Annotated in this window: 22 protein-coding genes; 12 read left to right on the forward strand and 10 right to left on the reverse strand. The window is 64.7% G+C overall.

What is annotated here, in order from left to right:
* Positions 1-90 precede the first annotated feature (90 nt).
* Positions 91-1,416: a DUF92 domain-containing protein gene (locus ACJYUO_RS07570; protein WP_494344782.1), complete on the forward strand. Its 1,326-nt coding sequence runs from the start codon at positions 91-93 to the stop codon at positions 1,414-1,416.
* A gap of 62 nt (positions 1,417-1,478) precedes the next feature.
* On the opposite strand, the gene ACJYUO_RS07575 is transcribed toward ACJYUO_RS07570, so the two are convergent.
* The 3 genes from ACJYUO_RS07575 to ACJYUO_RS07585 all read right to left on the reverse strand — a co-directional run bounded on the left by ACJYUO_RS07575 (position 1,479) and on the right by ACJYUO_RS07585 (position 4,399).
* Positions 1,479-1,682 carry a hypothetical protein gene (locus ACJYUO_RS07575; RefSeq protein ID WP_494344783.1) on the reverse strand — a complete coding sequence of 68 codons (204 nt, stop codon included), beginning with the start codon at positions 1,680-1,682 and terminating at the stop codon, positions 1,479-1,481.
* A 71-nt stretch (positions 1,683-1,753) separates the two neighbouring features.
* The gene (dnaG, locus tag ACJYUO_RS07580; RefSeq protein WP_494344784.1) at positions 1,754-3,262 is read right to left on the reverse strand and encodes a DNA primase DnaG; all 1,509 of its coding nucleotides are present in this window, start codon (positions 3,260-3,262) and stop codon (positions 1,754-1,756) included.
* A 267-nt stretch (positions 3,263-3,529) separates the two neighbouring features.
* Positions 3,530-4,399, reverse strand: coding sequence for an ArsR/SmtB family transcription factor (locus ACJYUO_RS07585; RefSeq protein ID WP_494344785.1), 870 nt, complete (start codon positions 4,397-4,399; stop codon positions 3,530-3,532).
* A gap of 176 nt (positions 4,400-4,575) precedes the next feature.
* Between ACJYUO_RS07585 and ACJYUO_RS07590 the strand changes: the two genes are divergently transcribed.
* From ACJYUO_RS07590 to ACJYUO_RS07615, 6 genes are all read left to right on the forward strand, one after another.
* On the forward strand, positions 4,576-4,863 hold the full coding sequence (locus tag ACJYUO_RS07590; protein WP_494344786.1) for a DUF3311 domain-containing protein: 288 nt from the start codon (positions 4,576-4,578) through the stop codon (positions 4,861-4,863).
* Complete coding sequence (locus ACJYUO_RS07595) at positions 4,860-6,347, forward strand: sodium:solute symporter family protein (RefSeq protein ID WP_494344787.1); 1,488 nt, start codon at positions 4,860-4,862, stop codon at positions 6,345-6,347. Before ACJYUO_RS07590 ends, ACJYUO_RS07595 begins: the two co-directional genes overlap by 4 nt.
* A 48-nt stretch (positions 6,348-6,395) precedes the next feature.
* Positions 6,396-7,061 carry a DUF6517 family protein gene (locus ACJYUO_RS07600; protein WP_494344788.1) on the forward strand — a complete coding sequence of 222 codons (666 nt, stop codon included), beginning with the start codon at positions 6,396-6,398 and terminating at the stop codon, positions 7,059-7,061.
* A 67-nt stretch (positions 7,062-7,128) separates the two neighbouring features.
* A complete protein-coding gene (locus tag ACJYUO_RS07605; RefSeq protein ID WP_494344789.1) occupies positions 7,129-7,356 on the forward strand; it encodes a DUF7860 family protein in 228 nt (75 codons plus the stop codon).
* Positions 7,357-7,658: 302 nt separating this feature from the next.
* Positions 7,659-8,720 carry a type I restriction enzyme HsdR N-terminal domain-containing protein gene (locus tag ACJYUO_RS07610; RefSeq protein ID WP_494344790.1) on the forward strand — a complete coding sequence of 354 codons (1,062 nt, stop codon included), beginning with the start codon at positions 7,659-7,661 and terminating at the stop codon, positions 8,718-8,720.
* A gap of 251 nt (positions 8,721-8,971) precedes the next feature.
* A complete protein-coding gene (locus ACJYUO_RS07615; RefSeq protein ID WP_494344791.1) occupies positions 8,972-9,883 on the forward strand; it encodes an HFX_2341 family transcriptional regulator in 912 nt (303 codons plus the stop codon).
* A 162-nt stretch (positions 9,884-10,045) separates the two neighbouring features.
* Here the strand turns inward: ACJYUO_RS07615 and ACJYUO_RS07620 are convergent, their stop codons facing one another.
* The 3 genes from ACJYUO_RS07620 to ACJYUO_RS07630 are packed head-to-tail and all read right to left on the reverse strand — an operon-like array spanning position 10,046 to position 13,778.
* Positions 10,046-10,915, reverse strand: coding sequence for an FAD binding domain-containing protein (locus tag ACJYUO_RS07620; protein WP_494344792.1), 870 nt, complete (start codon positions 10,913-10,915; stop codon positions 10,046-10,048).
* Positions 10,915-13,302 carry a xanthine dehydrogenase family protein molybdopterin-binding subunit gene (locus tag ACJYUO_RS07625; RefSeq protein WP_494344793.1) on the reverse strand — a complete coding sequence of 796 codons (2,388 nt, stop codon included), beginning with the start codon at positions 13,300-13,302 and terminating at the stop codon, positions 10,915-10,917. Before ACJYUO_RS07625 ends, ACJYUO_RS07620 begins: the two co-directional genes overlap by 1 nt.
* A complete protein-coding gene (locus tag ACJYUO_RS07630) occupies positions 13,299-13,778 on the reverse strand; it encodes a (2Fe-2S)-binding protein (RefSeq protein ID WP_494344794.1) in 480 nt (159 codons plus the stop codon). The genes ACJYUO_RS07625 and ACJYUO_RS07630 overlap by 4 nt, the downstream gene beginning before the upstream one ends.
* Before the next feature lie 481 nt (positions 13,779-14,259).
* Between ACJYUO_RS07630 and ACJYUO_RS07635 the strand changes: the two genes are divergently transcribed.
* Both ACJYUO_RS07635 and ACJYUO_RS07640 read left to right on the forward strand, forming a co-directional pair.
* Positions 14,260-16,920, forward strand: coding sequence for a valine--tRNA ligase (locus ACJYUO_RS07635; RefSeq protein WP_494344795.1), 2,661 nt, complete (start codon positions 14,260-14,262; stop codon positions 16,918-16,920).
* 206 nt (positions 16,921-17,126) lie between these two features.
* Positions 17,127-17,480 carry a DUF7344 domain-containing protein gene (locus tag ACJYUO_RS07640; protein ID WP_494344796.1) on the forward strand — a complete coding sequence of 118 codons (354 nt, stop codon included), beginning with the start codon at positions 17,127-17,129 and terminating at the stop codon, positions 17,478-17,480.
* A gap of 23 nt (positions 17,481-17,503) precedes the next feature.
* On the opposite strand, the gene ACJYUO_RS07645 is transcribed toward ACJYUO_RS07640, so the two are convergent.
* Positions 17,504-18,208: a DUF1405 domain-containing protein gene (locus ACJYUO_RS07645; RefSeq protein WP_494344797.1), complete on the reverse strand. Its 705-nt coding sequence runs from the start codon at positions 18,206-18,208 to the stop codon at positions 17,504-17,506.
* Positions 18,209-18,302: 94 nt separating this feature from the next.
* On the opposite strand from ACJYUO_RS07645, the gene ACJYUO_RS07650 reads away from it, so the two are divergent.
* The 3 genes from ACJYUO_RS07650 to ACJYUO_RS07660 all read left to right on the forward strand — a co-directional run bounded on the left by ACJYUO_RS07650 (position 18,303) and on the right by ACJYUO_RS07660 (position 21,002).
* A complete protein-coding gene (locus ACJYUO_RS07650; RefSeq protein ID WP_494344798.1) occupies positions 18,303-19,067 on the forward strand; it encodes an acetoacetate decarboxylase family protein in 765 nt (254 codons plus the stop codon).
* Between the two features lie 153 nt (positions 19,068-19,220).
* The gene (gene pdxS / locus ACJYUO_RS07655; protein WP_494344799.1) at positions 19,221-20,129 is read left to right on the forward strand and encodes a pyridoxal 5'-phosphate synthase lyase subunit PdxS; all 909 of its coding nucleotides are present in this window, start codon (positions 19,221-19,223) and stop codon (positions 20,127-20,129) included.
* A gap of 96 nt (positions 20,130-20,225) precedes the next feature.
* Positions 20,226-21,002 carry a hypothetical protein gene (locus ACJYUO_RS07660; RefSeq protein WP_494344800.1) on the forward strand — a complete coding sequence of 259 codons (777 nt, stop codon included), beginning with the start codon at positions 20,226-20,228 and terminating at the stop codon, positions 21,000-21,002.
* 9 nt (positions 21,003-21,011) lie between these two features.
* Here ACJYUO_RS07660 and ACJYUO_RS07665 read toward each other — a convergent pair whose 3' ends face one another.
* The 3 genes from ACJYUO_RS07665 to ACJYUO_RS07675 form a co-directional block, all read right to left on the reverse strand.
* Complete coding sequence (locus ACJYUO_RS07665; RefSeq protein ID WP_494344801.1) at positions 21,012-21,374, reverse strand: hypothetical protein; 363 nt, start codon at positions 21,372-21,374, stop codon at positions 21,012-21,014.
* 5 nt (positions 21,375-21,379) lie between these two features.
* Positions 21,380-22,267 (reverse strand): homoserine kinase, encoded by an 888-nt coding sequence (locus ACJYUO_RS07670; protein WP_494344802.1) that lies wholly within the window; start codon positions 22,265-22,267, stop codon positions 21,380-21,382.
* Positions 22,268-22,394: 127 nt separating this feature from the next.
* Entirely contained in the window at positions 22,395-25,547 is a 3,153-nt protein-coding gene (locus tag ACJYUO_RS07675; protein WP_494344803.1) for a methyl-accepting chemotaxis protein, read from the reverse strand.
* Between the last annotated feature and the right edge of the window lie 202 nt (positions 25,548-25,749).

The following is a 25,749-nucleotide window of genomic DNA, read 5'->3' on the forward strand; positions in this document are numbered from 1 at the left end:
TCTCCCGTTTCGCGCATCTGAGCGGGTGCTACCCGACTCGAGCCGGGTTCACGAAGCTTCAAGTGAACGCCACAGAAAGGGACCGATATCGTGACAGCACCCGTTCGGCGAGCCGGCGTGTTCGCGGCCCTCTGTACGCTCTCGCTCGCCGTTCCGCTTTTCGGCCCTCGCCCCGGGGCCGCGGTCGCCGGCGTCGTCTTGCTGGGTGCCTACGTGATCACCGACGGACCGCTGTTCGACCTCCTCGCGTATCCGGGCGATTACAACGACTCGCGTCTCTACGGCCTCATCACGTTCGTCCTCGCGGGGGTCGCGCTCGGCCTCATGGCGACCGCAGCGTCGATGCCTATCGCCGTTTTCATCGGGACGATCCTGCTCGTCGGCTACGGCAACCTCGGTGAGCAACTCGTCCGCCTCCGGACCGACGACGCGGTCGTCCGCGTTGCCACCTTCTGTCTCGCGGCGACCGGGGCCGCCGTCGTCGGCCAGACTATCACCCACTCGGTCACCGCGAACGCCGCCGCATCGGCGCTGCCGGTGATCGTCTTTCTGGCCGCCAGCGGTGCCCTGCTCGCCGCCCTCCTCCGCGACGTCCTGTTGCGCTCCGACGATCCCATCGTCGTCCTCTCGGTCGGCCTCTTGCTCTGGCTGCTCGCGGAACTCGAGCCGGCCATCGGCACCGGCGAAATCGCCGTCGCGCTCACGGTCACGGTCGCGTTCGGATACGCTTCCTACGCCCTCGAGACGGCCTCGATCGCGGGGATGCTCACCGGCGTATTGTTGGGGCTGCTGACGGTCGTCCTCGGCGGCTACGGCTGGTTCGCCGTCCTCATCTCCTTTTTCGCCATCGGCGGCCTCTCGACGAAGTTCCGCTACGACCGCAAGGAAGCCCTCGGCGTCGCCGAGGACAACAACGGGGCCCGGGGCAGCGGCAACGTCCTCGGCAACGCCGCCGTCGCACTCGCCGCGGTCCTCGGCTACGCCGCCAGCGACGCCGGCTTCCTGCCCCGCGAGCCCGAACTGTTCCTCTTTGCCTTCGCCGGCTCCATCGCGACCGCGATGAGCGATACCCTCTCGAGCGAGATCGGCAGCGTCTTCGAAACGCCGCGGCTGATCACCACCCTCGAGCCGGTCGACCCCGGAACCGACGGCGGCGTCACGTGGCAGGGCGAACTCGCCGGGATCGTCGGCGCGGCCGTCGTCGCCGGTATCACCTACGGGCTCTTCCCCGAGATCGGCCCGCTCGGCGCAGCGGTCATCGTCGCCGCCGGTATCGTCGGCATGACCGTCGATAGCCTGCTCGGCGCGACCCTCGAGGGGTCGCTGCTCGGCAACCAGAGCGTGAACTTCCTCGCGACGCTATCCGGGGCACTCGCCTGTGCACTGCTGGTGCTCTCGTTTGCGATGCTCGGCTGAGTACGGCCGGGCGAGCGGGATCTCGGACGACGCCCACTCGAGTTCGAACGGTCGAATACGACTCAGTCGTCAGCGGCGGGAAACGACGGCTCCGCGGAGCGGTCGTCCGGCGTTCCATCCGGTCGCCCGCGTCGCGTGTCGGGACCGGGCGGATCGAACTGCTCATCGGGTCGTGACTGGCCGGCCGCGGCGGTGCCGGTCACCCAAAGCGTCATGAGCGCCCAGACACCGAGGAGCGCAAGCGCAGCCATCGGCGGTGGTGACATCGTAGAGTCGCTCGGGACCGCCGGTATATCAACTCCTCGGCCAGGTCCCAGCGACTGGGACGCGGTTGTGATCAGTTTCCGTTCGGCGGCCGTTTTGCGATGTCGTCGATGGCGTGGATCTGAACCCCGGTCGGGCGCTTGGTGAACTGCCCGAGCGAGCGCGCGACGATCCGTTCGACGCCGCGGTCGGCGGCCAGATCCAGCAGTCGCTGGTCGAGAACCGTATCGAGCACGATCGTCGTTGGCACCGCCTCGAGCCCCTCGAGATCGTCGCCGGCGTCGGCCGCGTCGGCCTCGGCGATCGTCTCGTCGTCGGCGTCGAGAAACCGGACGCGATCGGTCCCCGATCGGATGATCGCGGCCGCGTGACCGTAGACGGTTTCGGGTTCGGTCGCTTCGTCGGCCGCAGACGCGGATTCGGCCCGTCCCTGTGTCCCGGCGTCGTCACTCTCGACCGCTCCCGTTTCGGCGGTTTTGGGTCCGGCATCGGAGTGTGCCGTCGGCTGCGAGCTCCCCTCCGATTTCGACCCCGTTCGTTCGGTCTTCGCCTTCGCGGGTCTTCCATCGGGGGCGTCGGATGCAGTCTCGGCTTCGCTCGAGTCGGTCGCCGCGGGACTCGTCTCGCTCGAGGTGGTCGCGGACGCCGATCGATCGTCGCGGTCGCCGTCTGCCTCGTCGCCGATCGCCGTCGGCGAGGTGGAGTCGCGCTCCGACGGCCGCGGTGCCGGTGTCGTACTGCCGTCCGTGGCGGCGACCGCCTCTCGCGGTTCGTTCAGTTCGGAGACGGTCTCGTAGGGGACCTTGTTGCGGAGCGCGGCGAACAGTTCGTGGTGATCTAAGTCCTCCACAGAGCTATCTGCGGGGGCGAAGGCGACGTAATCGATGTCGCCGACCTGGGAGAGTTCCTCGAGGATCAGATCGCCGCCGCGGTCGCCGTCGAGGAAGGCCGTGACGGTGCGGTGGCGGGTGAGTTCGGCTACCGCGTCGGGGACGTTCGTCCCCTCGACGGCGATGGCGTTTTTGATGCCGTATTTCAGCAGCGTGAGCACGTCGGCCCGGCCCTCGACGACGATGATGGCGTCGCTGTCGGTGACGCGGGGACCCGCGGGCAGGCCCTCGTATTCGGTGATATCCTCGACGCGGACCTGTTGGCGAACCTCCGCGAGGATTTCGTCAGAGGACATGATCGTGTCGTCGAACCCCGTCCGGAGGAGTTCCTTCGCGCGGTCGACGACTTCCTTGCGTTTGGCCGCTCGGACGTCCTCGATCTCGTCGACCTCGAGGTCGGCTCGGCAGGGACCGACTCGAGAGATCGTCTCGAGGGAGGCGGCGAGGGTCGCCGTTTCGACTTTATCGAGGCTGGTCGCGATCGTGACGTGGCCGTGGGACTGGCCACCGGTGCTTGCGATTTCGACGTCTATACGGCCGACTTTACCGGACTGGCGGAGGTCGCGGAGATCGAGGTCGTCGCCGAGCAGGCCTTCGGTTTGGCCGAAGATCGCACCGACGACATCGCTCCGCTCGACGATCCCGTCAGCCGTGACGGAGGCGTGAATGAGGTATTTCGACGTGTCTTCCATTGGAGATCTGTCCCCGGGAGGGGCGGTGACGCAGATAGCGTACAGAGACCGATTTATATACGATTTCGGCCGTGGGGTGCAAATAGCTGTTGACCTCCGCAGGTGTCGGTCGGGCGCGGTTTCGCTGTCGGCAACCCTCGAGAGAGCCGGGGTGCCGGACGGGCACGTGTCCCGCTCTCGTGACAGCGGAATATCGCGACAACAGAAAAGCGCCACACGCACCCGGCCGATTCGTTCGGCCACTGCAAATTGGACCGCCACTCGAGGTCAGTACGACGGTCGGTACCAGTACCAGTACGCCGTGATTGCGAGCAGGACGACCAGCCCGCCGAGGAAGAAGAGCAGCCCCGGCGGCACGGAGCCGAATACCGTCTCGATCGCCTCCGCGCCGCCGTCGGTCGCGTTCTGGAGTGTCTCGTTGTCGGCGTCGAAACCTGAATCTGTGCCCCCGCCCCCGCTCCCAGCGTCGCCGTTGCTGGCGCTTTCGGAGCCGTTCTGATCGGATGTCCCGACGTCCGCGGCACCCATATCGCCGCCTCCGTCGGTCGTCCCGCTACCGGCGTCGTCCGCTGCCTCGTCGGTCGTCCCGCTACCGGCGTCGTTCGCCGTCTCGTCGGCCGTCCTCTCGCCGCTCGAGTCGTCGGTCGTTCCAGCCGGCTGTGTCCCCCCGTCCACCGTCGACCCCGTTCCGGACGGCGCGAGCCACCGGGTCATGGCGTACTGAACCAGCAGACTGCCGCCCGCCAGCGCGCCGACGCCGCCGATAAACCGGGACAGCGCCTCCTTTAGCTGCGACGCTCGCGACTCGTCGCTGGTCACGATCAGCGGCCCGTCGGTCGTCGAGTAGACGCTCATCTCGTTGCCACGCGAGGAGTACCACGTGTCGACGACCTCGACGAGCCCCGCGTCCTCGAGGTTCTCGAGGTGGTAGCGGACGTTCTGAATCGAGGAGTCGACCGCGTCGGCGATGTCGCTTGGGGTGCCGGGTTCGTCGTCGAGCCGTGAGTAGATCCGCCGGGCCGTCGTCGAGGAGAGCGCGCCGAACACCGCGTCGGCGTCCTCGCCCTCGAGGTCGACGACGCGCGGTTGGCCCTCTTCGGCGGCCGTATCGGAGCGAAAGGGGAAGAGACGGGCCATACGAGGTTCGATTCCTATTCGATGACAAACACATATACTCTTTTTCCTCGGTGAAAGAACGATTTCAGCTACCGAAAACCGCGCTACGGAGCCGGGACGGTAGTTCGATGAATATATCTCTTCGATAACGGCATTCGAATAGTAAGAATTACCCACGTCGGGACGTACCATCGCACATGCGTCGGACTGAACTGGGGGGCTGGATCGCCGTCGGAATCCTCCTCGCTGCGCTCGCAATTCCGTGGTTCCTGTGGGGGTCGGCGGCCGTCGTCGTCGGACTCCCGATCTGGCTCTGGTGGCACATCGGCTGGATGGGTCTCGCATCGCTCGTCTTCTGGCTATTCACCCAGCGCGCGTGGGGGATCGGCATCGAAACTAGTGGACCTGGTGACGACTCGATCGGCGGGAACGGAACCCGAACAGAGCGCGCTCGAGATCGACGACCCGGCGGTGATTCGCCGTGAACGCGGTCACCCTCCAGCTTTCGATCATCGTGGGCTATCTGCTGATCGCCCTCGCTGTCGGGCTGGTCGCCTACCGGCTGACCGACCGCACCGCCGAGGACTTCTACCTCGCGAGTCGAACGCTCGGCACGGTCGTCCTGCTGTTTACCACCTTCGCGACGCTGTTATCGGCGTTTACCTTCTTCGCCGGGCCGAACATCGCCTACGCGCAGGGTCCCGAGTGGGTGCTCGTCATGGGTCTGATGGACGGCATTATCTTCGCGATCCTCTGGTATGTCATCGGCTACAAGCAGTGGCTGCTCGGCCGACAGTTCGGCTACGTCACGCTCGGCGAGATGCTGGGCGACCGCTTCGGTTCGCCGTGGCTCCGCGGCCTCGTCGCCGGCGTCAGCCTGCTGTGGCTCTTCCCCTACGTCATGCTCCAGCAGGTCGGGGCCGGCACCGCACTCGAGGCCCTCACCGAGGGCGCGGTCCCCTATGCTGCCGGCGCGGGACTGATCACCGCGTTCATGATCCTCTACGTCGTCGTCGCGGGGATGCGCGGGATCGCGTGGACCGATACGCTGCAGGGGGCGTTCATGCTCGTCACGACGTGGGTCGCCGTGCTGTGGGTGCTCGCGGCCGTCGGCGGTCCCGGGGCTGCGACGGAGGCCCTTGCATCGAACCCCGACACCGCCGGCTTCCTCTCCCTCGGCGGCGACTACTACACGGTCCCGTGGATGCTCTCGACGGCGATCACGATCGGCTTCGGCGTCGCGATGTTCCCGCAGGTCAACCAGCGGTTCTTCGCCGCGGGCTCGAAAACCGTGCTCAAGCGCTCCTTTGCCCTCTGGCCGATCCTGTGTGTCCTCCTCTTTGTCCCCTCGTTCATGCTCGGCGCGTGGGCTGCCGGCCTCGAGGTCGCGGTCCCCGAGGGAGCGAACGTCCTGCCGCTGGTCCTCGCGGCGTACACGCCGACCTGGTTCGCCGCGCTGGTTATTGCCGGCGCGATGGCCGCGATGATGTCCTCCTCGGACTCGATGTTGCTCTCGGGCTCGTCGTACTTCACGCGGGACCTCTTCCGGCCGATCGCCGCGTTCCTCGGCTGGACCATCTCCGAGCGAGGTGAGGACCTGATTGCTCGCACTGGTGTTGTGATCTTCGCCACGGCTGCGTTCGTCGTCAGCCTGTTCCAGCCCGCGACACTGTTCGAGATCGGCAACGCGGCCTTTAGCGGCTTCGCCCAACTCGCGTTTCCCGTCCTACTCGCGCTCTACTGGCGACGCATCACGCGAGCCGGCATCACCGCCGGCGTGGTGGCCAGTCAGTGCTTCTACGTCTCGAGTCTCTTCTTCGCGTTCGTTCCCGGCTCCTACGCCGGCTGGTCGGCCGGCCTCGTCGGGATGGGACTCGGCCTCGTCGTCACCGTCGTCGTTTCGCTGCTGACCTCGCCGGCGGCCGCCGAACGGCGTGCGATCTACTTCGATCGATTGGGCGCGGACTGACTGTCACAACCGCCACGCCGAAAGGCCCCGGCCGCATACGCACCGACGATGGCCATCGATCTGCCGCCCGCGGTCGCCGACGCGTGGGACCGTCTCGGAGCCCGAACCGATCAGACCAGCATCTCGCTTGCGACGGTGACCGCCGAGACGACGATCTTCGAACATCGCTCGACCGCCGACGCGCTCGAGTCGCTCCGGAGCGGGGGCGACATCCCGGCGCGGTCGCTGTTTACCGTCGACCTCAGCGTGTCGCCGTCGCTGTCGACCATCGGACTCGATGCCGCCGACGCGCTCGAGACGGCCGCGCCGACGGTCCGGGACCAGTTCGTCGAAACCCTCGAGGACGACGCCATCGCCGTCGCCGGGGAACGCGCAAGCGAGTACATCGATCGCCCGGACGGGGCAATCGGACACCTCACCGTGCTCGAGGCCGCGTATCCGATCGATTCCGAAAACGCGGCTGCAAGCGGTGGCGACGGTGACGAAAGCGCACACGACGGTCCGACGATCGACGCCGAAGCGCACGTCGCCGTCTGGCCCGCCGCCGACGCGTACGTGATGGCCGGCGGCGTGCTCCCGCTCGAGGCACCCGACGGCGCGGACCTGCTCGGGGCCGCCCTCGACATCGATCCGGCCCGCGACAGAGAGGCGATCGTCGACCTGTTCAGAGGGCTCGACCTCAGTGCTGCGGACGACGGCGCAACCGAGGAGTAACGGGATCGCCTTTCAACCGGCGTTGGAATGTCGAAATAATTAATGGAGCGGGCGTCTACCACCACGTATGGGATACTACAGTGGCCCGGACTACTCGCGGCTCGCGAAGCGGGGGTTCTTCCTCGGACTCACCCTTTTCGTCATTGGTGCGGGCAGCGAACTGGTCGGACACGCCGTCTTCGGATCGCTCCCCCAGTGGGAGAACACGCTGTTTTACGCGATGACGATGATCGGCTTTGCCATCGGCTTTGCCTCGCCGTTCGTCTTCGGCATCATCATGCCGCTGACCGAGTAGCCGGCCGACGACTCGGTAGTTTTGTAACCGCCCCTGCCTCACTGTCGACCATGCAAACCCACATCGTTCCGGTCGGCTTCGATTACTGAACGTCTCACGTGAGGTACTTGGAGCTCACTATGACCGTCGCGATGTGGAAGTGAAGGTCGAAAGCGTCGTGGATGGCTCGAAGGGGTGTAAGCTAACGAAAGGAATCTCCTAACCCTTTGACAGTCGGATAACCGAACCTTCGTTCATAGGGTTTGATATGGTGTCAGTAAGTCGTGACAGCATAGATGAATAGGAACGCTGTTCGGGACTACGTGGACCAGTCCGAATCTGTTCTTGACTCTTCTCCGCAGATGGACGAAGCGAACACGAAAGCGGCTATTCTCCGTGACTTTTTGGGCCTTCTCGACTGGCAAATTCCGGGGAACACGCAACTCGAATACTCCGTCGAGGCGTTCGGGAAGACCTACAAAGTCGATTACGCGCTCATTCTCGAAGGGACACCAGTTGCATTTCTCGAAGCAAAAGGGGCAGATACGGCTCTGACGGCCAAGCACGAGGAACAGTTGTCGTCTTACATGACGAACAAGAACGTTACCTACGGTATCCTCACGAATGGGAAGCAGTACCGCTTCTTTCAGCGCCGTGTGGACGCTTCGAACGTGGCTGTTCAGCAGGTCGGAGACATGGCACTCGAAGACCTACCCAATCGTCTCGCTGTTCTGAAAGCCTACGAAAAAGACGCTATCGAGTCGGGCGAGTCCGATAAAATCCTTGGTCGAATTAATGAGTTACGGGAAGCCCGCCGAACTCTCGAAACCGACAAAGACGACTTGGCGGTTGAACTCTCGAATATGCTGGCCAACGAGGTTTCTGATTCTATTTCGTCGCTCGCAGAAACACAGGCAAAGGAGATGATCGATCGGCTTGTCGCGGATCTTGAAGCGGAAATTGACGCTGACGGGACTCAATCGAGACCGGACACAGACAATTCGATTAGCGAGCAAGGTAGTGCTACTGATGATTCCGATGTTGACGGGAAATACATTGTTGAACTCAAGAATGGAAGTAACAGACACGCTCTTTTTGCCGGTAACAATCAAAGCGAAGTAATGGCAGAGGTAGTGAACCGTCTAATTCAGAATCACGATTTGATTTCTAAAATCAGTCCACTACCGTATATTCCCGGCAGAGAGAAGGCCATAATCAACGATGAACCTGCCTCTCCTCACGATGAGCAAGCTATGAGACATTTTCAAGAATTGGTGCAGGGCTACTATCTTGATACTCATATGGATAAGAAGACCAAAAAGCGCCATATTCGAGGTGTAGCTGATAGATGTGGTCTTGATATTGGGTTTTCTGGGGAATGGTGACAGTCACCTCTTTGAGTGTTAATCAGTATAAAATAATTGAACTATTGTTGGTTTGAACTACCTGCCATCCAATATGTTGTTTTGCCTCCGTCATTCGCAGGTCCTTAGGCCGGAACCACAGCGCGACTGGGATTTTTGCGTTAGGCAACAAAGAAGCCAACACGGGTCAAAGGGCACCAAGAGGCAAGGGACCCGAACTGAGAAGTACGAGAACTGGTGATTTATTTAAGCACCGTCTCCACGTATCGGATATGCAAACCCACATCGTTCCGGTCGGCTTCGACTACGACCGGCTGATCGCGCCGCTCGTGCGCGATCAGATCGACGTCGACAGCGTCATCTTGCTCGAGGGGGCGGTCGGCAGCGAGGCAAACGTCGAGTACTCTCGCCATCTCTCGAAGAAACTCGAGACGGACTTCGAGAACCTTCTCGGGGCCGAGACCGAGCGGTTCGTCCTCGAAGACGTCTACGATTACGACGACGCCTTCGAGCAGGCCTACGAACTCATCACCGCGGAACTCGACTCCGGTAACGAGGTCTGGGTCAACGTCGCTGCGATGCCCCGAACCGTGAGTTTCGCCTTCGCCAATGCCGCCCACTCCCTGATGGTCGAACGCCAAGAGGACCGCGAGGGGATCCACACCTACTACACTGCCCCCGAGAAGTACCTCGAGACCGAACTCGCCGAGGAACTCAGAGCACAGATCGAACTGCTCGAGGATCTCCGGGCGACGGAGGAGGAGATCGAAAACGATCGAGTCGGGACCCGCCTCGAGAGCGCCCGCGACCTCCTCGCGGAGTTCGACGAGCGCGGGACGACCATCGGCGCGAAGGAAATCGACGGCAAGCATATCGTCGAGTTGCCGGTCGCCTCCTTCTCGAACGTCAAGCCCTTCGAGGAACTCATCCTGTACAAGCTCGGCGAGGACGGGGAGTTCGACTCCGTTTCCGAACTGGCCGAATCGTTGGCCCGCGAACTGAACGAGGAGTACACCGACAGTTTCCGGTCGAAGGTCATCTACAACGTCGATCGGCTGGGTCCGGGCGGCAAGGGCTACATCGAGCGTGAGGAACACGGCAAGTCCTACCGAACGCGGCTCTCCCGGATCGGCGAGCTGTGGGTGCGAGCCCACTCCAACGACGATTCGGAGTCCACACACTAGACGTGACCGCGGGTCGTCCATAACTCGACTCGGCTGTCGGTCCTCGCAGTCTCCCGCCAGCCCCGCTCGCTTTCTCTCTCGAGTCGATAGACGACAAACGGCGGGCTCTCGCGGTCGAACGATCCCCGTCGAACGGCCGGAAGAATACTGGAAGTGGTGTGATCAGGAGATATCCAGCAGGTCGGCCAGCGCACGTTCGGTATCGATGGTCAGGAGGTGGGCGCGGTACTCGGCGGACGCCTGCACGTCCGAAACGAACGCTTCGTCGTCGACCGTCGTCCCGGCTTCGGCCGACGCCGCGGTAATCGTCTCCTCGGAAATCGCTTCCCCCTCGAGTTCGTCCTCGACGGCCGGCAGTCTCGTCGGCGTCGTCGTCGCGCCCGTGACGGCGACTCGAGCCTCTTCGATCGTCTCGCCGTCGGTGCGGAGCCAGACGCCGACGCCGACCATCGCGTAGCCCGAGAGCGGATCGCGGCGTTTGCGGTAGACGCTCACGGCGTCCTCGTCGGTCGGAATCCGAACCGCAGTAACGATCTCGTCGTCGGCGACCGCCGTCTCGAACGGTCCCTCGAAGAGGTCGGTCGCGTCGATCGTCCGTTCGCCGTCCGGGCCGCGAACCGCGAGCGAGCCGTCGAGCGCGAGCAGGGCGGCCGGCGGATCCGAGCGCGCGTCGCCGTGGGCAAGGTTGCCGCCGATCGTACCGCCGTTTCGGACCTGCGGATCGCCCAATTCGGCCGCTGCGTCTGCGAGTGCTGCCGCCTGCTGGCGGACGGGGTCGGACTCGGCGATCTCGGCGTGTGTGGCGAGTGCACCGACCGAGAGGGCGGTTCCGTCATCTGCCGCTTCGATCGTATCGAGCCCGGTCAGTCCGCCGATATCGACGAGTGCCGGCGGCGATTCGTCCCCCGTTTTCATTCGCGGTAACAGCCCGTGTGCGCCGGCGACCAGTTCGGCTCCGTCGTGGTCGCCGAGTAGTTCCAGGGCATTGTCGACGCTGTCGGCTCGGTAGTAGTCGAAGTCGTTCATGTACATTAGCGATCACCCTCCGTGGCTCGCCAGACCGATTCCGGCGTGATCGGCATGTCGAGGTGGTCGACGCCGAACGGCTCGAGCGCGTCCGCAACCGCCGACACGATGGTCGGCGTCGCCGCGATCGTCGCCGACTCGCCGACGCCTTTGACGCCGAGGGGGTTGTGCGGACTCGGGGTCACCGTGCTGTCCGTTTCGAAGTCTGGCAACTGCGTCGAGTGGGGGACGGCGTACTCGTCCATCCGACGGGTTTGAAGCTGCCCGTCCTCGTCGTACGCTGCACCCTCGTAGAGCGCGGCACCGATCCCCTGTGCGATCCCGCCGTGGACCTGTCCCTCGACGATCATCGGGTTGATGATCTCCCCGCAGTCGTCGACCGCGACGTAGCGCTGGATCTCGATCTCGCCCGTTTCGGGATCGACCTCGACGACGGCGACGTGGGTCCCGAAGGGGTAGGTAAAGTTCTCCGGATCGTAGAAGTTGGTCTCCTCGAGGCCGGGATCCATTCCCTCTGGCAAGTCGTGTCCGAGATACGCCTCGTGAGCGATCGTCTGGATGTGGAGCGAGCGATCCGGTGCACCAGCGACGTGGAACTCTCCGTCGTCGAACTCGATGTCGTCGGGACTCGCCTCGAGTTGGTGGGCGGCGATCCGACGGGCCTTCTCGCGGACCTCGCGAGCGCCCCGAGCGATGGAGCCGCCGCCGACCGACGCGCTCCGGCTGCCGTACGTCCCCATTCCCTGCGGGATTCGATCAGTGTCGCCCTCGACGACGTCGACATCGTCGACGGAGACGCCGAGTTCCTCGGCGGCGATCTGGGCGTAGGTCGTTCGATGCCCCTGCCCTTGGTCCGCCGTTCCCGCGAGAACCGTCACGGATCCCGTCGAGTCGAACCGGACGATCGAACTCTCCCAGCCGCCGGCCTGCGCGCCGAGATCGCCGGCGAGCCCGGACGGCGAGAGCCCTGCGGATTCGACGAAGTTGCCGATCCCGATGCCGATGTATCGGTCCTCGTCTCGTAGTTCGCGTTGGCGCTCGCGCAACTCGTCGTAGTCGACGTGCTCGAGCGCCAGATCCATCGCGCGTTCGTACTCGCCGCTGTCGTAGACCAGCGCCGCCGCGGACTCGTAGGGGAACTCGTCGGGCTGGACGAGGTTCCGCCGGCGCAGTTCGGTCGGGTCCATCTCGAGTTCCCGGGCCGCGGCGTCGACGAGCCGCTCGATCACGTAGATCCCCTCGGCCCGACCCGCACCGCGATAGGCGTCGACGGGCGTCGTGTTCGTGAACGCACCGATGACCCGGCAGTGAATCGCCGGAATCGCGTACTGTCCCGAGAGGACGGTCGCGTAGAGATAGGACGGCGTCGCGGTCCCGAACTGCGAGAGCTGCGCGCCGAGTCCGGCGTGCGTTTCGACTCGAACGCCGCGGATCGTCCCGTCGTCGTCGAGCGCGATCTCGCCGGTCGTCACGTGGTCTCGTCCGTGACAATCGGTCAGATAGCTCTCCGAACGCGTCGCCTGCCACTTCACCGGCCGGCCGAGTTGCATCGAACACCAGGCCGTTACGGCCTCGTCCGGATAGTGGTAGATCTTGCTGCCGAAGCCGCCGCCGACCTCGGGTGCGATCACCTGAATCTTGTTCTCCGGGAGGCCGAGCGTCCCCGCCGAGAGCAGCATTCGATGGAGGTGCGGGTTCTGACTCGTCATCCAGAGGCGCAGCTTCCCCGTCGCGTCCTCCCAGTCAGCGAGGGCCGCCCGCGGCTCCATCGCGTTCGGAATAATGCGCGGCTGTCGGAGATCGACGGTCGCGACCCGATCGGCGTCGGCGAACGCCTCGTCGGTGGCCTCCTCTTCGCCCAGTTCGAAGTCGAAAGCCACGTTGTCCGCGGCCTCGTCGTGCACCGGCGGCACGTCGCGTTCGACTGCCTCGACCGGATCGGTCACGTGCTCGAGGGGTTCGTACTCGACTGTAATCCGCTCGAGCGCGTCGTGGGCGACGTGGGGCGTCTCTGCGACGACGGCGGCGACGGCGGTTCCCTCGTGACGGACCTTGTCCGTGGCGAGCATGCGATACTGGGGCTGTACGAGGCCGGGAAGGTCCCACGCGGTCGGGATCGTGTTCGGAACGCCGCTTTCGACGACGTCCTCCCCCGTGTACACTGCGACGACGCCGTCCATCGCCGCCGCGTCGCTGGTGTCTATGTGCTCGATTCTCGCGTGGGCGTGATCGGACCGGCGAATCGCCAGATGCGTCGTTCCGCGCAGGGAGATGTCGTCGGTATACTCCCCGGACCCGGTCAGCAGTGGAACGTCTTCGCTGCGTTCGATGGCGGAGCCAAAGGCGCTACTGCCGTCAGCATCGCCCCCGTCGTTCGAATCAGCGTCGCTCATCGCTGCTCACCCAACTGATCGGCCGTGGCCTCGATCGCGTCGACGATGTTCTGGTAGCCGGTACACCGACAGAGATTGCCCTCGATCGCCTCTCGAATCTCTTCCCGGGACGGGTCCTCGGCCTCCCGCAGGAACGTATCGGCGGTCATGAGCATCCCCGGCGTACAGTAGCCACACTGGAGCCCATGCTGTTCCTGAAACTGCTTCTGCAACGTCGAGAGATCGCCGTCCTCGGCGAGTCCTTCGACGGTTTCGATCTCCGCACCGTCGGCTTGGACGGCCAACCGAGTACAGGACTTAATCGTTTGGCCGTTCTCCCTGACGGTACAGGCACCACACCGCCCCGTCTCACAGCCGATGTTTGCCCCCGTATACCCGAGTTCCTCTCGAAGCGCCGTGACGAGCAACGTCCGCGGTTGGACGGTCAGGTCGTGCTGTTCTCCGTTAACTGTTACTGATATATCGTGTTCTGCCATTCATTTCCCTCCAATTGGTCGCGTCACTCGAGCCAGTGGACTGCCCACGATGACCATGGTACAAACCCACATGACCTAGTCACCATATTCCGGTAAATAGGTTCGCAACAGAGCTCGTCGCTATCGCGGAGGAGGACCGGAATCCTCGGCCGCGTGGCGAACTCCACGGTCCAGTCGATCACTCGTTTCGCGTGTGAGGCTTGTCTGTCCCGATCACGGTTGCTGAGACGCGAAACACCTAACACGTCGCTGTCCGATACCGGACGTATGGCCACACCCGGTACGGCCACCTTCGATTCGGCCCGCGGCCCGCGCGATGGCGTTTTCGTAGGGGCTCGATAGCCCCGCATTCCCCACCCCGTTTCGACGGATGTATTGTCGGCGACCGGCATTTACCGAGCAACGACCGCTCTATGGACGACAGTCAACCGCACTTTCGGCGATCGACGTACCGACGACGCCCGCGACGGGCGGTGAGAGCATGAGCACGGACACGCCCGAACACGCCGACGACGAGCCCAGCCTCGAGGGCGGATACGATCCCGACGCCGTCGAATCCCGCTGGCAGCAGCGCTGGATCGACGAGGACGTCTACGCCTACGAGGGCGATCAAAAGGAGGATCCGAACACCGTCTACTCGATCGACACGCCACCGCCGACGGTCTCGGGCAGCCTGCACATGGGCCATCTCTACGGCTCGACCCTGCAGGACTTCGCCGCACGATTCCAGCGGATGCACGACGGCGACGTCCTCTTTCCGTTCGGCTACGACGACAACGGGATCGCCAGCGAGCGCCTGACCGAGTCGGAACTGGACATTCGGCATCAGGACTACGAGCGCCGGGAGTTCCAGGAACTCTGTCGCGAGGTCTGTGCGAAGTACGAGGCCGAGTTCACGGAGAAGATGCAGAACCTCGGGACCTCGATCGACTGGAATAACACCTACAAGACGATCGAACCCCGCGTCCAGCGGGTCTCTCAGCTCTCCTTCCTCGACCTCCACGAGAAGGGCCGCGAGTATCGGAAGAAAGCACCCGCGATCTGGTGTCCCGACTGCGAGACGGCCATCTCGCAGGTCGAGATGGAAGACGACGAGCGCGGCTCGCACTTCAACGACATCGCGTTCGAACTCGCAAGTGATGGGACGGCCCGCGACGAGTTCATTATTTCCACGACGCGACCCGAACTCATCCCGGCCTGCGTCTCCGTCTTCGTCCATCCCGAGGACGAGGAGAATCAGGACCTCGTCGGCGAGACCGCTCGCATCCCGATCTTCGGCCACGAAGTGCCGATCATCGAAGACGAGCGCGTCGACATGGAGAAAGGCAGCGGCGTCGTGATGTGCTGTACCTTCGGCGACCAGAACGACATCGAGTGGTACCAGGCCCACGACCTCCCGCTTCGCGTCGCGATCGACGAGTCCGCGACGATGACCGACCTCGCCGGCGACTACGAGGGCATGTCCACCGAGGAGGCCCGCGAGGCTATCGTCGAGGACTTAGAGGAGGAGGGCTCCCTGCGCGACCGCTGGGAAATCTCCCACGCCGTGCAGGTCCACGAGCGCTGTGACACCGCCGTCGAGTACCGCGTCTCCAAGCAGTGGTACGTCGAAATCCTCGATCACAAAGAGGAGTACCTCGAGGCCGGCCGGGAGATGGACTGGTACCCCGAGAAGATGTTCGCCCGCTACGAGCACTGGATCGAGGGCCTCGAGTGGGACTGGCTCATTTCCCGCCAGCGCGACTCGGGCATTCCGTTCCCGGTCTGGTACTGTGCGGACTGCGATCACCCGATCATGGCCGACCGGGAGGACTTGCCGGTCGATCCGCTCTCGGACGAGCCCCCCGTCTCAGCCTGCCCGGAGTGTGGCCACGACGAGTTCGAGGCCGAAGAGGACGTCTTCGACACGTGGGCGACCTCCTCGCTGACGCCGCTGATCAACGCCGGCTGGGACTGGGACGCCGACAGCGAGGCGTTCACGATGGACAATCCCGAACTCTATCCGTTCGATCTGCGCCCGCAGGGCCACGACATCATCTCGTTTTGGCTGTTCCACACCATCGTCAAGTGCTACGAGCACACCGGCGAGGTGCCCTTCGACGCGACGATGATCAACGGCCACGTCTTAGACGAAAACCGCGAGAAGATGTCCAAATCGCGGGGTAACGTCGTCGAACCCGACGAAGTGCTCGCGGACTACCCCGTCGACGCCGTCCGGTTCTGGGCCGCAAGCGCTGCGGTCGGCGACGACTTCCCGTACCAGGAGAAGGACCTCCGTGCCGGCGAGAAACTCCTGCGCAAACTCTGGAACGCCTCGAAGCTCACCGACACGCTCGCGCCTGCCCATCCCGACGAGCCCGCGGCACTCGAGGCGATCGACCGCTGGCTGCTTGCGGAACTCGATGACGCCGTCGCGGATCTCACCGCTCACCTCGAGGACTACGAGTTCGCGAAGGCCCGCGACCGCCTGCGGACGTTCTTCTGGAACACGTTCTGTGACGACTACCTCGAGATCGCCAAGACCCGCGAGGACAACCCCTCGACGCAGTACGCGCTGCGGACCGCCCATCGGACCTTCCTCGAGCTGTGGGCGCCGTTCCTGCCCCACGCGACCGAGGAGATCTGGCAAGCTGTTTACGCGGATCAAGACGGGGCCCTCGAGAGCATCCACACCCGCGACTGGCCCGCCCCGCAGGGCTACGACGCGGACCTCGAGGCCGGCGAGACAGCCATGGAAGTCATCTCGGCGCTGCGCCGCTACAAGAGCGAGCACCAGCTACCGCTGAACGCCGACCTCGAGTCGGTGGCCGTCTACGGCCCGATCGAGGGCTTCGAAGACGCGATCCAGCACGTGATGCACGTCAAGGACCTTACCGTGCTCGCGGAGCCGCCGGAGATCACGACCGAGGTCGCCGAGATCGACCTCGACTACTCCACGCTCGGGCCGAAGTTCGGCTCGAAGGTCGGCGATATCGACGCCGGCATCGAGAGCGGCGAGTACGAACTCGACGACGACGCCGGGGTGCTGCGAGTCGCCGGCGAGGAACTCGACGAGGAGTTATTCGAGGTCGAACTCGAGCGCACCTACTCGGGCGACGGCGAGATGGTCGAGACCGGGTCGGCCGTCGTCATCCTCGAGTAGATCCGATATCGGCGTTCGCAATCAGTCCGGTTTCGTAACATTCCGTTATTGTTGACAATCGAGTCGGAAGATACCCGAACGTTCGGAATTACGTACAGTAGCAGAAAGGTTATGCTGAATTCGCCCAATATTCCCCCGTGCTCTGCTGAAGTCGATGAGAGCCGATGCGTCGCCGGCCGCCGCGTAAGCCGAGTACAGAGCACCGCATGAAGACAGACATCTCAGACGCCACCACCGCCGAAACCGCACCCTCGATCCCCTCGAATACGGTTTTCGAGCTCTTGCTCGAGGAACAGCGTCGGTACGCGCTGTACTACCTCGCTGGGACCGTAGGGGCGGTCAGCCTCGCGGATCTCGTCGATCGGATCGCCGACCGGGAAGGACAGCCAACCCGCGAGCGAATCGACCAGATCACCGCCGAGTTCCACCACAACCACCTGCGGAAGCTGATCGACGCGGACGTCCTGCGGTACGACGCGGATGCGGGGACAGTCGAGCGTCGGGCCGCCGCCGGCGCGCTCGATCCGTACCTCGAACTCGCGTTCGTCGACGACCTGTAGGAATCGGATCCGTTCGCTGTCGGTTACGCCCGACGGCTGACGGCTTCGCACTTTTTGACCCGGATCGCGAGCGCGAGAAACACCGCGAGGAGTACGAAGGAGACTTCGCCCGCAGCGATCACGCCGATCGCGTCGGCCTCGAGGAACATGGCCGTGTCCCGCGCCACGGGGATGATTGTGTGGTGTGGCTCGCCGACGATCGGAACGAAGTAGTCGACGATCAGGTTGCTCCAGTACCAGACGGCGGCGACGCCGACGGCCCATACCGGAAAGTCGGAGATTCGGTGGAGGACAAGCGCCTGGACGACCATCGCGAGGTGACTCCAGAAGAGGAAGTGAAACATCACCGGCGAGAGATACGCGTAGGAGTCGGCGAAGGCGAGCAGCGTCATCGGCGTCCACAGTCCGAGTACGAGGTTGCCGAAAAACGCCAGCGCGGTGAGCCACGGCTGCTCGCGGCCCAGTTTCCACGCGCCGATCGCCAGCGCGACGAACAGCGTCGCGAGCGGGCTGTCGGGCACCCACGGCCACAGCGCGGCCGTGGTCTGGGTGAACTGCCCCGAGTAGTACCAGAAGCCAAAGGCCGTCCCCGCGAGGTTGATCGCCACGACCAGCCACGCGAATCGCAGGCCGAGGTCCTCGAGCGTCGTCGGGACCGGCGCGAGATACGCCGGCAGCGACTCGTCGTCGGGCCGCTCGCGGTTCGCCGTCAGCGTCGACGCGGTCATTGTCCGGCGCGACGGACGGAACCCGCAAAACAGTAGCGGTTGTGGCTGCGCCCGGTCCCATACTACTACGATCAGCCCTGCCGTAGCCCCGACCATGACCGCGGTCGACGAACGAACGCGAAAACGACTCTCGACCGGCCACGAGGTCGCGCTCCCGCTCGAGCTCTCGTTCGCGATGGGCGGCGTTACCGTTCCGGCCCGTCGCGGCCGGCTCGAGACGGTCCTGCCCGACGGGCTCTCGTCGCTTGCGATCGCACCCGGTATCGGCTGCGTCGCGCTGGTCGGGATCCAGTACCATCGCGTCGGCGGCGATCGGGACGCGACCGGACTCGAGCCCTACGACGAGTTCGCCGTGATCATCCCGGCGGTCCGCGGGAGCCGGACGAGCCTCCCCGGCGCACAGCTCGTCGATGGCGAGATCGGTGGCTACGTCCACTGGCTGCCGGTGACGACCGACCCGTCGGTCGCGCTCGGCCGCGAGCTCTGGGGCTATCCCAAGGAACGGGCCGCTATCACGGTAAGCGACGGGCCGAACGATATTCGAACCGTCGTCGACGCTGACGGAGACCGCTACGGCGGTGGCGAGACCGTCCGACTCGAGGTCGCTCACCCCCGGACCGGCGCTCGAGCGCGCGATTGGTCCATGGCCAGCTACATGACGAAAGACGGCGCGCTCTTGCGGACGGCGGCTCGGATTCGGGGCCAGGTCGCGATCGGCCCCGGCCCGTCGGTCGGCACGCGACTGGCGGTCGCACCGGAACTGGCTGCGGAACTCGGACTGTGGCAGCGGCCGCTCACCCGACTGTACGGCTCGACGGTGCGAGCGCGCCTGTTTGAGGGCGAACGGGTAGACGAGTAACGACGGGGAACTGCGACCCGATGACTGCTCTGGCGCGGCCGGGATCACGATTCTGTCCGACCGGACCGAGCGCTCTTGCAGCCGATTTCGATTCCCCCGGCCGAATCGTCCCCAAAGAACACGCGTAAGTGCCGGGGCTCCTAAGCGCGGCGTATGGCCGAGAACACCGATCTCGAGGAACTCAGACGCGGGACCGATCTCGTCAAGCGCGGCTTCGCACGGATGCAGAAAGGTGGCGTCATCATGGATGTCGTCGACCCCGAGCAGGCCCGCATCGCCGAGGAAGCCGGCGCGGTCGCGGTGATGGCGCTGGAAGCCGTCCCCGCGGACATTCGCAAACGCGGCGGCGTCGCTCGGATGGCCGACCCCGCAGATGTCGAGGAAATCGTCGAATCGGTCTCGATTCCCGTCATGGGCAAATCCCGAATCGGTCACACGAAGGAAGCCCAGATCTTAGAGTCCGTCGGCGTCGACATGATCGACGAGTCCGAGGTCCTTACCCCGGCAGACGACGCCTACCACATCGACAAACGCGACTTCACCGCCCCGTTCGTCTGCGGCGCGCGCAACCTCGGCGAGGCGCTGCGCCGGATCGACGAGGGCGCGGCGATGATCCGCACCAAAGGCGAGGCCGGCACCGGCGACGTGAACCAAGCCGTCCACCACCAGCGGACGATCAAGGGCGCGATCCGCGAACTCGAGGGCATGAAACACGAGGAACGGGAGGCGTACGCTCGAGAGATCGAGGCTCCCGCGGAACTGGTCCACGAGACCGCCGAGATGGGCCGGCTGCCGGTCGTCAACTTCGCCGCCGGCGGGATCGCGACGCCCGCCGACGCCGCGCTCATGATGCACCACGAGTGCGACGGCATCTTCGTCGGCAGCGGCATCTTCGGCGCGGAGAACCCGCCGGAGATGGCCGAGGCGATCGTCGAGGCGACCAACAACTGGGACGAACCCGAAACCCTCGCCGAGATCTCGAAGAACCTCGGCAAGAGCATGAAAGGCGACGCGAACGTCGACCTCCCCGAAGAAGAGAAGATGCAGGGTCGGGGCGTCTGATCGGCGACTAACCGAATCGAGCGGTTTGCTGACGCTCCAAAACGCCGACTGATCGGCAAGCATCCCCGTTTTGTAGCTATCCAGCGTCTAGCGTGTATGAGTCAGTCGTCAGCGCCGACCAGCGCCGAGCAACTCGCCGACCGAATGGTAGAGGGAACCGACCGGTCGCTCCGGCAAATCGCGGCCCACGGGTCGAACGAGACGCAAGCGGCGGTCGCGGAACTGCTAGACGTCGTCGTAGCGATCGCCGATCTCCTCGAGACGATCGACTTCGAGCGGCTCCCGAACGCCGTCGACACCGCGGCGGTACCGTCTCTCGTCGAGCTAGATGGGCTCTTCGAGGCGATCCGTGACAGGAATCCGGATTCGGCGCTGGATCTCAGCACGCTCCGGGACGTCATTACCGTCCCAGAGCTGTGGAACGCCGTCGATCTCGTCGATTTCCAGCGGGAACTGCGACAGCTCACCTCCGAACTCGAAGACGTGATCGGATCTGACGCCGTCGGCTCTTCGGGCGACTCCGAGGCGGCGGCCGAGGTCCGCGCGTTCGTCGACGAGGTAAAACCGGCGGCGACGAACGCGGCGCTACAACAAGAAGCCAAAACGGCCGCGCGGGGGGCCCGAAAGGGTGTCATCGACGGCCATTCGAAATTCGAGGAGCTGTACGAGTCGACGGGGCGCGGCTCCGGCTACGCCGGTCGAAAACCGCTCTCGAAGAACCCGACCGCCGTCTCGTCGGTCCCCTACGGTCCGCTCCCGAACAGCGTTTCCACGAGAGTGTCGACCGTTCCGTCCGCCGTTCGACACGCGCCGGTCGACCCGCTCCCGCGGATCTACGGCCGGCGCTGGAAGACGGCCGCGCGCCCGAAGTGAACCACTCCGTCACGCGTCCGACTCCCACCACGTCTCGAGCGGCGGAATGACTCCCGTTCGGAGGAGCGCGAGAAAGACCAGATACGTTATCGTCGCACCGCAGCACAGTGACAGCACCGGCACCGGCGCGACTCGAGCCCCGACGGCGGCCCCGCCGATCGCCACCGCGAGCGACGCGAGTTGAACCGGCCGCCGCTCCCAGTAATCCCGAACGAGCGCCGGGTTTCGAGCGGCGAGCAATTCGAAGGTAATCGTCGCCGCTCCGCCGACGAGCAGGAAGGAAACCGAGAGCGATACGTCAGTAACGGAGACGAGACCGAAGAACGCGGCGAGCGCGATCAGTGCGAGGACGCCGTCCGTTCGCGTCCCCATCTGAGCTACGAGTCGTCCGGGTACAGCGTCGCGCCCTGTCCGATCGCGGTCTGGTAGGCCCGGCTCTCGACGCCGACTGCGTCGAAGGCGTCGACCATCGCCGATGCAATCGCCCGCTGATCCCGCCGGTGACAGACCGCGAGGATCCCCGGCCCGGCCCCACTTACCGTGACGCCGGTCGCGCCCGCCTCGAGGGCGGCCTCGCGGACCCGGTCGTAGCCGGTGATGAGCCGGGTGCGTTCGGGCGTGACGATATCGTCGTTCATGCCGCTGCCGACGAGGGCCGGATCGTCTCGAGTCATGCCGACGGTCAGCGTGGCGGCGTTGCCGACGGTGGTGACGACGTCGTCCATCGGGGCCGAGTCGGGAACGACGCCGCGCGCGTCGCGCGTCGACACGGAAATATCGGGCAGGCAGGCGACGACGGGGAGCGACGCGTCGACCTGCGTGACGCCGTCGTCGGTGACGACGGTAAAGCCGCCGAGCAGTGAGGGCGCGACGTTGTCCGCGTGGGCCTCGCCGGAGACGAGCGCCTCGCCCTCGGCCGCGATCGGAACGAGTTCTTTTCGTGACCGGCCGCGGTCGTAGAGCGCGTTCAACGCGACGGCGGCGGCGGCCGCGCTTGCGGCCGACGACCCAAGTCCCGAGGACGGTCTGACGCCCTTGTCGATCCGGATACGGGCGGGGGCGTCGAGCGCGTCGGCGACCGCGCCGACGGTGTTCTTGGCGGGGTCTTCCGGGATGTACTCGCTGCCGGCACCGGTGATCGAAATCGTCGTTTCCGGGGCGCGTTCGACCCGGATCACGTCGGCGGGCGTTCCGAGAGCGACACCGAAGACGTCGAAGCCACTCCCGAGGTTCGCACTCGTCGCGGGTGCCCGCACGGTGAGCATGCCGATTCCTTCCGAGACGGTAGTCAAAAAGGTAGCGAACGACGCCAACGATATCGCAAAAACGAGTGTCAGGGACCCGAATCAGATCGACGCCGCGGGGCCGGTCTACTCGAGACCGATCGCGGCGTTACTCGTCGTCTTCTGCGGTACCGAAGGTGAACACGTCGTCGCTTTCGTCGTCAGCGGCTTCGGTACCATCGTCCTCGCTCCCGTCGTCGCTTGCGGGGGTGTCTCCGGCCGTCGGGTCGTCACCGTCGACGCTTTCGTCGTCCATGGCAGCCGATTCGGTGTCGCCAGCCGCATCGTCGAATCCGTCGTCGACCGGCTCGAGTGGCTGGCCGGCCGTCGCATCGGTTTCGTCGTCGGGCTCGCTTCCCGGGTCGAACGCCTCTGCCACGTCCTCGACCGCGTCCAGATCGGCGTCTTCGGCTTCCTCGGCTTCGATCGCCGTCCCGGAATCGGGGTCCGCGAGCGGATCGGCTGGGTCGTCCACAGACGACTCGCCCGTCTCATCGGCGAGCGGGTCGGGCGACTCCGTTGCGGTCGCCGGGTCGAACCCGTCGCCGTCGTTCTCCTCGATTCCGAGAATCTCCTCTGCGCCCATCTCGGTCGTCTCGGCGGACTCCTCAGTCGTCGCCGTGTCGCCGGCATCGGGAACCGCCTCGCCGTCGGCCGACTGGTCGGTCCCGAACGCTTCGGCGGCCGGCTCGCCCTCGAGTTCGACGTCGCTTTCGGACTGGTCTGTGGCGTCCGCGCCGGCTCCGGCCTCGAACTCGATCGCGTCGTCCGTATCGTCCGCACCTTCGTCGAACGTCAGCGTGTCGTCCGGTTCAGCCTGTTCGTCGCCGGCGTTCGCATCGAACGTGATCCCCTGTTCCGTATCGTTCGTCTCGCCGGCATCGTCCACGTCGAAGTTCGGCTCGGCCGCGTCGAGGTCCGCGTCTACGTCGAACGTCGACTCGAGGTCGACCTCGTCGCGATCGATGTCGGTGTCGAACCGGTCGAGCGCTTCGGACAGCTGCGAGGCCTGTTCGGAGAGACTCGAGGCCGACTTCGTGACTTCGGTCAGTGCAGTGGTCTGCTCTTCGGCCGCGGCGGCGACGTTCTCGGCTTCGGCGGTCGTCTCGTCGGAAATCGTCGCCGCGTCGTCGACCATCGCGACGACCTCCTGTGTGGAAGCCGCCTGCTCTTCGGTCGCCGCGGAAATCTCCTGGACGCCCACGTTCGTCTCCTGTGCGAGGGTAGCGATCTCCTCGAGTGCGTTGACCGCTTCCTCGACCTGTTCGCTGGCGTCTTCGATGTCGGCGCTCGTCCCCTCGACCTCGGCGGCGGACTCCTCGGTCCGCTCGCGGATCGCCTCGAGTCGGTCTTCGGCCTCGTCGGCCGCCTCGGCGACGTCCTCGGAGAGGGCCTTGACCTCCTTTGCGACGACGGAGAAGCCTTCGTCGTCGCTGCTGCCGCCCGCGGAACGGGAGGCCTCGATGTTGGCGTTCAGCGCCAGCATGTTGGTCTGGCGGGCGATCTCGGAAATCGTGTTGATCAGTTCGTCGATCTGCTGGACCTCTTCCTCGAGCCGGCGGATCTCGCTGACGGCGCTGCCGGCTTCGTCCTCGATTTCGTCCATGGCAGTGATTGCCGCCTGCGCGGCTTCCTGCCCTTCCTTCCCGGTGTCGACGGTTCGTTCGGCGATGTCGGCCACCTCGTTCGAGGAGGCGGCGATCTCCTCGGTCGTCGTCGAGAGGCCGCTCATCTCTTGGTTGACCGACTGCAGCGACTCGTTCTGTCGCTCCGCGCCGTCGGAAATCTCCTGAATCGACTCGGTGACCTGCTGGGAGGCCGAGCGAACCTCCTCGCTCGAGGCCGTCACCTGCTCGGAGGCGGTCGCGACGTCGGTTGCGAACCGGTTGAGTTCGGCGATGGTCTGCTCGATCTCGTCGAGCATCTCGTTGAAGTCCTCGGCGATCTCGGCCATCGCCTCGTTGTCGCCATCGGCCTCCATTCGGGCGGTCAGATTGCCGTCGGCGGCCGCTTCCATCACGTCGCTGTAATCGGCGGCCGTCTGCTCTAGCTCGTCGTTGATCTCCTGGACGCGCTTGCGTTCGCGTTCGGCGTCCTCGCGGGCAGCCTCGGCTTCCTCGATCTGCTCGCGCAAGGCAATCCGCATCGAGTCGAACCCGTCGTAGAGCCGGCCGATGTTGTCGATCCGCTGGGTCTCGAGATCGACATCGAGATTGCCTTCCTCCATCTGGTTTGCCTTATCAGTGAGCCGGTCGATCGAGACGGCCGTGTTCCGGCCGAGGACGGCCCCGACGACGCCGATCATGAGCACGCCGAGCAGCGTCGCGTAGATACCCCACTCGTTGATCGTAGTGACGAATCCGAGCGCCTGATCGGTGGGTTCGACGGTCAGGACGACCCAGTCGGTCCCGAACACGCGGGCGGAACTGGCGACGTAGTCGTTTTCGTTGTCATCCCCGAGCCCGTAGGCGTAGTTATCGAACGAGAGGTCCGAGCCGGCGACCTGTTGGGTGGTCGCGCCCTCGGTTCGGGCGTCTTGGGCGAGGCCGGTGTCGTCGCTGTAGGTGTAGCCGAGCGTCTCGTGGTTCTCGCCGTAGCCGGCGTTGTCGAGCATGATCCTGTTCTCGCCGCTGAGGACCACCGTCGTGACTCCCTCCTCGTCCTGTAGCTGATTCGCGTAGGCCTCGAGATCGGCGGTGTAGACGACCGCTCGATCGTTGTTTTCGGGCGAGAGCTGGACGTAGGTGATCACGGTCGTGTTCTGTCCGAACTCGCCGTCGGCGAGATAGGCGTCGGAGACCCACGGAACGGTCTCGGATGCGTCGTCGTATGCGCCTCGGGGGACGTTACTGACATCATCGATCGACGCGCCGCGAAGATCCTCGTTGGTACTCGCGGTCACCGTCTCGTTGCTGATATCGACGTAGGTAATATCGAACGTATCAGCGTCTAAGTGTTCCTCCCAGTCGAGGAACCGATGTTGGATCGCTGCCGGATCGTCGCTGGCGACGACATCCGACCGGGCGATCGTCCCGACTGTGTGTTCGTTCTGTTCGTTCCACATCTGCAGGCTCTGCGCTTCTTGCCCGGCCGCGGATGCGTGATCGTCCTGAACCCGATCCTCCATCTGCATCGTGATTGCTCCCGTTGCACCGTATCCGATCAGGCCGACCGACAGCCCGAGTATGAGCAACGCGATCCCGAACTTGACCGCGTACCTGCGTCGGATAGCTTTCGGCACCAACCGTCGAGCGAAATCCATGGATAGGCAACGCGTGATTTCGTCACTACATAAATTGTCAGCCACGGTTATCGGAGGTGATAATCGGATCGCGATTCCGTCCGTCGTCCTCACGATGGTATTTGTTTGACACAGAAAAACTATATAGAACTATACTGGAAAAACAAAACTTCTGGGCCATTTTCGATCAATATTGGGCGATTATTGGGGCCGAAGACGCTCG

The organism is Natrinema sp. CRL1, from assembly GCF_059162405.1.